This is a genomic window from Cytophagia bacterium CHB2 (genome assembly GCA_030263535.1).
Taxonomy (GTDB): domain Bacteria; phylum Zhuqueibacterota; class Zhuqueibacteria; order Zhuqueibacterales; family Zhuqueibacteraceae; genus Coneutiohabitans.
Window position 1 is genome coordinate 1 of sequence record SZPB01000406.1, and the last position, 5,424, is coordinate 5,424.

The 5,424-nt window shown below is 53.8% G+C and carries 7 protein-coding genes; 1 reads left to right on the forward strand and 6 read right to left on the reverse strand.

The window, feature by feature from the left end; genetic code table 11:
- The 5 genes from FBQ85_26005 to FBQ85_26025 form a co-directional block, all read right to left on the reverse strand.
- Nucleotides 1-234 (reverse strand): hypothetical protein (locus FBQ85_26005; protein ID MDL1878587.1); only part of this gene is annotated, 234 nt, incomplete at its 3' end.
- Nucleotides 235-258: 24 nt separating this feature from the next.
- On the reverse strand, nucleotides 259-1,455 hold the full coding sequence (locus tag FBQ85_26010; GenBank protein ID MDL1878588.1) for a glycosyltransferase: 1,197 nt from the start codon (nucleotides 1,453-1,455) through the stop codon (nucleotides 259-261).
- 25 nt (nucleotides 1,456-1,480) lie between these two features.
- Nucleotides 1,481-2,404, reverse strand: coding sequence for an rRNA pseudouridine synthase (locus tag FBQ85_26015; protein MDL1878589.1), 924 nt, complete (start codon nucleotides 2,402-2,404; stop codon nucleotides 1,481-1,483).
- On the reverse strand, nucleotides 2,350-3,537 hold the full coding sequence (locus FBQ85_26020; GenBank protein ID MDL1878590.1) for a glycosyltransferase: 1,188 nt from the start codon (nucleotides 3,535-3,537) through the stop codon (nucleotides 2,350-2,352). The genes FBQ85_26015 and FBQ85_26020 overlap by 55 nt, the downstream gene beginning before the upstream one ends.
- 79 nt (nucleotides 3,538-3,616) lie before the next feature.
- Entirely contained in the window at nucleotides 3,617-3,907 is a 291-nt protein-coding gene (locus FBQ85_26025; GenBank protein ID MDL1878591.1) for a hypothetical protein, read from the reverse strand.
- A 369-nt stretch (nucleotides 3,908-4,276) separates the two neighbouring features.
- On the opposite strand from FBQ85_26025, the gene FBQ85_26030 reads away from it, so the two are divergent.
- The gene (locus FBQ85_26030) at nucleotides 4,277-4,459 is read left to right on the forward strand and encodes a hypothetical protein (protein ID MDL1878592.1); all 183 of its coding nucleotides are present in this window, start codon (nucleotides 4,277-4,279) and stop codon (nucleotides 4,457-4,459) included.
- Between the two features lie 94 nt (nucleotides 4,460-4,553).
- On the opposite strand, the gene FBQ85_26035 is transcribed toward FBQ85_26030, so the two are convergent.
- Nucleotides 4,554-5,339 (reverse strand): hypothetical protein, encoded by a 786-nt coding sequence (locus FBQ85_26035; GenBank protein ID MDL1878593.1) that lies wholly within the window; start codon nucleotides 5,337-5,339, stop codon nucleotides 4,554-4,556.
- Between the last annotated feature and the right edge of the window lie 85 nt (nucleotides 5,340-5,424).

The following is a 5,424-nucleotide window of genomic DNA, read 5'->3' on the forward strand; positions in this document are numbered from 1 at the left end:
GAAAATCAAAATCGGAACCGGCGTGTTCGGCGGGAGGCGATGCGGCGCATCCGCAATAATCTCCGGTTGCCGCTGAAACAGGCGGCTCGGCGTGAATTTGAAACGATAATGAATTTCTGCATAGAGAAGGAAGAACGCGCTGCAGGTGACGAGAGACGAGATAATATCAAGAAGACCCTGTGGCAGTTGGTTGTTGCCGGCCAGGAGGGGAAAAAGAAGCGAAGAAATTGGCATGCGAAAGAAGACTTTTTGAAAATGTCACTGCGCCGGCGAGGCTTGCTTTTCCTCGACGCTTTTGATTTTGCCGCGCATATTCCAGCGATAATGGACACCTTTCCAGTGCACCGTTGCCGGCAGCAAAATCGTTGGCGCAAACATGAAACTATAGATGAAGAAATAAAATTCAAAAAACAAAAAGTAGCGCAGCAGAGGCTTGCAGCGCAAGGCGGCAGCACATCGCCAGAGCAAAAGCGCATCCATGAAAAGCTTGGCAGCCAGCCCGACAAGCAGCAGCTTCCAAGAAATGAAACCGGCCAGCACAATCGCCGCCAGCGCGCAAAACGCCAGAATCATAAGAAACTTTGCCAGCCATCCCATCTCCTTACCGCCGGCAGCCCAGCGCTGGCGTTGATGAAAAAAATCGCGCCAAGTGGCGGGTGGGAAGCTGTAAATCGCAGCCGCGGGATCGAGCGGAAAACGCACGCGCCATTTTGTGTCTCGCACAATTTTTTGCATCAAGGCAAAATCCTCGACGATCGTAAACCCGATGGCTTCATAACCGCCCACGTGATCGTAGGCGGCGCGGCGAAAACCGAAATTGTTGCCCAGAATCGAAACCGGCTTGCCCCAGCCCGCGGCGCCGGCGCCGGCCGTCAGCAGGTACATCCAATCAAGCGTTTGAATTTTTGCAAACAGATTGCCGTGTGACGGTGATGGCGCTCGCGTCTGCCCTCGCAGCGGCGTGAGCAGCGTGAAGCCGCCCACCAGGCCAGCATCAGGCGTGAAATGTTGCGTCATGGCTGAGATCCACGAGGGCGGCACAATGCAATCCGCATCTGTGATGAGTATGAGGTCGCCGGTCGCATGCGCAAGCCCCTGGCAAAGCGCGCTGGCTTTGCCGGACATGCCCGACAAGCGGTGCGTGAGCGGCACGACACGCACGTTGCTGTGACGTTGCGCAAACATTTCGGCAATTGGCAGCGTGCGATCCGTTGAACGATCATCAATGACAAGGATTTCAAATTTTTCTTGCGGGAAATCCGAACGCGTCAACGCCTCCAGGCAGGCTGGAAGGTATTTCTCCTCGTTGCGTGCGGCAACGAGTACGCTGACAGTATGATCTGCAATTCTTGAGATATTTGAAGGCGGGCGCCGCTGCGCGCCGAGCAGCAGCAGCAGCGAAGTGAGGGCATAAAGCGTGAAGACGCCCAGCAGAATGATTTCGAGTCCAGTCATGAAAGCGGTGCGATCAACATGAGTTTCAGTGCTGCGGGCGTTTGTGTTCTGTGAGATTGTTGCGCTGGCCCGTCGCGCGCTTGAGTGCTTGCACTTCAGGTTGCGTCAATTCCCGCCACTGGCCGGCGGGCAAATCATCCAGCGCGAGCGGGCCAATGCGCGTGCGAATCAGGCGCATGACGTTGCTGCCCACGGCCTCGAACATGCGCCGCACTTGGCGGTTTCTGCCTTCGTGAATCGTGATGTACAGCCAGTTGTCGTTGCCGGCTTGCGGATCATGCGCGACTTTTGCCGGCAGCGTGAGCTGATCATCCAACATCAGGCCTTGCGCGAGACGGCGCAGCCCGGCTTCGGGCGGCATGCGATCGAGCAAGACGCGATAAACTTTTTCAACATGACTCTTCGGATGCGCCAGCGCATCTGACAACGGCCCGTCATTCGTGAACAACAACAGTCCCTCCGAATCACAATCCAGGCGGCCCACCGGGAAAAGCCAATCGCGCCGGGAAGAGGATTTGCCAAGCGCGGTTTGCGCCTTCGGCATCAAATCGAAAACCGTCGGGCGTTTGAATTCATCGCGGCGGGTGGTGACATAGCCCGGCGGTTTGTGCAGCATGAAATAGCGCAACGAGTGCGTGTTCGTCACGGCGTTCCCATCGAGCTGGATGCGATCTTCGCCGAGTGTGATCCAGTACAATGTGTCGCGCGCGACTTTGCCGTTCACGCTCACCCGGCCCGCGCGAATGGCGCGCACGGCTTCTTGACGCGAGCACAAGCCGAGCTTGGAAAGCGCACGCGACAGCATGACGCGTTGTTTCTTCGAAATCTCGATTTTTTGTTCGTGCGCTTCGGGCATGAAAAGCCTTTTTTCTTTCAAAACTTGATTCGTTGGCTTCAAACAGAAGCGGACGTCTGTTGCGTGGTTGCCGAGAAACGTTCTCCGCGCCATGAAAATTTTGCAAAAGGCGCGCGCAGGGAAAAATAAACGATATAGAAAGGATGTATCAGCGCGGCGATTGAAAAGTATTTCAACAGCTTCTGTTCACCAAACCAGGCAGCAGCGCGCCGCAAATAAAAATATTCACACCCGGCTTTTACCAGGCCGCAAACACATGCTGCTGCAAAAATTTGGAATGCGCCTGCCAAAATCCCCAAAAATCCCAAACAAAGCAAGAGGTTCAACAGAAACACGGCGGTCAAGCCGAGGGTGACACCGGGTTTGTAATGCCGGCCTTTGGAAGCATAGCGTGTGCGCTGGGATTGAAAGTCACGCCACGATGCCGGCGGCCGCACTGCCGCATGCACGTGAGGATGCGCGGCGTAGCCGATCCGGCCGAGACGATGATCGTGCATTTTGTGCAGAAAAAGATCGTCGTCTCCGGAGATAAAATGCGCGATGCCCGCGAAACCGTTTACCGCAAAAAAGGCGTCACGGCGATACGCAAAGTTGCTGCCGGTGCAGGTAAGCGGCCGGCCGGCGCCGATACTGCCTGCCGCTACTGCGGCCAGCGAAAAATATTCCAACGCCAAAATGTTTTGTAAAAGATTCATGCGCGGAAAATAGGGCGAGTAGCCGCACACCATGACGACGCCGCGCTGAAATTGCGCTGCCATCTCGCGCACCCATTGCGGGCCGGGACGCGCATCCGCGTCCGTGAGCAAAATGATTTCACCCTGCGCATGGCGAATGGCATGATCAAGCGCGCGTTTTTTGGGCGCGAAATGCGGCAGCGTGTCATGTATGGTGAAATGCCGGACGTGGCGATGCCGCGCCGCGAATTCAGCCAGCAACTCGTTTGTGCGATCGGTGGAACGATCGTCGACTAAACAAATTTCGAGTTTGTCGGCGGGATAATCTTGCGCAGAGAGACAATTGAGCAAATGAGGCAAATGCTCTTCTTCATTGCGCGCGCTCACGATGAGAGTGACGGAGGGTAAATTTTGTGGCGAGATGTTTATGTGCAACGCTTCGGAGTCAATACAGCATTGGTGCGCATGTCGCAGGCCCCGACGGAGCCAAGTAAGCGCAAAAACATAAAGTAATGTAAGAAGAAGCAGAACGAATAAGCCGCTCACCAGCATGTCTTTGACGTCAATTTACAAGCTGCGCATCATCAAGAGATGAGTTCACTAGCGATGCAATTTTCATTATTTCGTCATCCTAATCGGCCTTCCTTCTGCGGTCGCGTAACCGACCCAAGAGAACGCCGATTTCTCGTTGCTCTTCATCGTCCTCATTCAAAAACCACTTAGGAACGAACGCGGGAATTTCTGCCGTCTTGGGAACTTCAATGCCCCATTGATTTCTTGAAAGATGACGCGCAGTATGAAGTGCCGCGTAGTACGCTCGGCTAATTGCGGCGCGCAGAAAAGCCTCCTCATATCCGTTTTCTGCACTGGTATTTCTATAATGTCGTGCTACGCTGAGATAATCGCCCCACGTGAATGTCATTCATACTCCACATCAAAATTCAATAACTCTAAAACTGCGTGAGATTGTTTTAAAAACCATTCCCAGTCAAACTGGCGCAATCGTTTACCGGCTTCGTCAGGCGATAGCGAAGTCTTGACATAGACAAACAATGTGGCAAAATCGTGTAGCTCGGGATCGCGCATGACTTCAAGAATGACCGGGCTTTGTTATCCGAAATGATTTTCGATCTTGCGGCATGCTTCAATTAATGTTGATGAAAGTATCGCTGAATGATTCTCAAGAAACCGGGCAACTGCTCCAGGAGTACGTGTGGTGTAAAGATGATGCAACGGCTGAATTGAAGACGCAACCGTTGTTGCGTCATGTGTCTCGATATTGGTTATCATGATGGCAGAAAATACTTCGCGAGGTTTGAAAGTGCAAGCTCAATCTTTAAGGAAACTAAAATCTGAACTCTTTGAAACAGGAGTGAAGGGAACAAACAGAGAAAAACTCCATTCTCTCGGTTCGTCACTGTTCTGGCTGTTTATCGAAGTTGATCTGCCTGAAGGGCTGAGGTTTTCAACTTGATTGAAAATCCGCTGTGGTCAAATGATTGAAGAAAAAGCGGTGTTCTTTCCGCGCAAAAATGGGGATAACGTTTCCGGGCAATAATCAATTCTGTTTACTTGGAGAGGCGAAGCGGCATCCGCAGCGAGAGTTTTAAGATTGTGGCGTCGCTGTGCGAGTGGTGGGCGAGGGAAACGGCGGGAGTAACGAGAATGAGATCGAAAACATTCACAACATAAATGCCGGCGGCTGCGGCAAACGCGGCATTGCGCAGCCGGTAACGTTGATTATAGGCATCATACTCGCGGGCAATCTCCTTCGGAGTGACGGCGGCGAGATAACGATCATGCGCCTGATCCTGCAACAGGTGCAGGCCGAGTCCGGCGCCCAGCGCTGTCAGGAAGCCCGCGGTGTAAATCCAGCCGGAACGCGGGCGCTGCAAATGGCGTTGCCCCCAGCCCGGCAAAACGAGCGACCGCCGCAGTGCGGCAAGACGTTGATCTTTTACGACGATATACTTCACTGCCGGATCGCTGCTGGCAATGCCCACGCGGTATTCATTTTTCACTTGCTCAAAGAAGCGCACAATGCGCGGCGAAACCAGCAAGCTGTCAAGCTCCAAACCCGGTTGCAGCGAGAGCGCGCTTTCGAAATGCTGCCGCGCGCCGGCATGCTGTTTCTGCGTGAATCCGATATAACCCAGCAACAAGTGAATTTGTACCAATTCCGCGGGGGCATAGGCTTCCGCGGCGGCCAGCGCCTGGCGCGCCAGTTTTTCGGCCTCGTCAAATTTTAGACTGTCGTACGCGCGTTGGATGTCAGCCACCGGCGGCCGGCTTTCTTGCGCGCACAAAACCGCTGCGAGCAGAATTGCCATGAAAAAAACGTGACGACGGATCATCACCATTATTTTTCCTCGCCCTTTATTCTCACATGCCCTGTGTGTGCCGCGGCGATGAACGTGAGTCCCTTCAGCTTCATGCGCT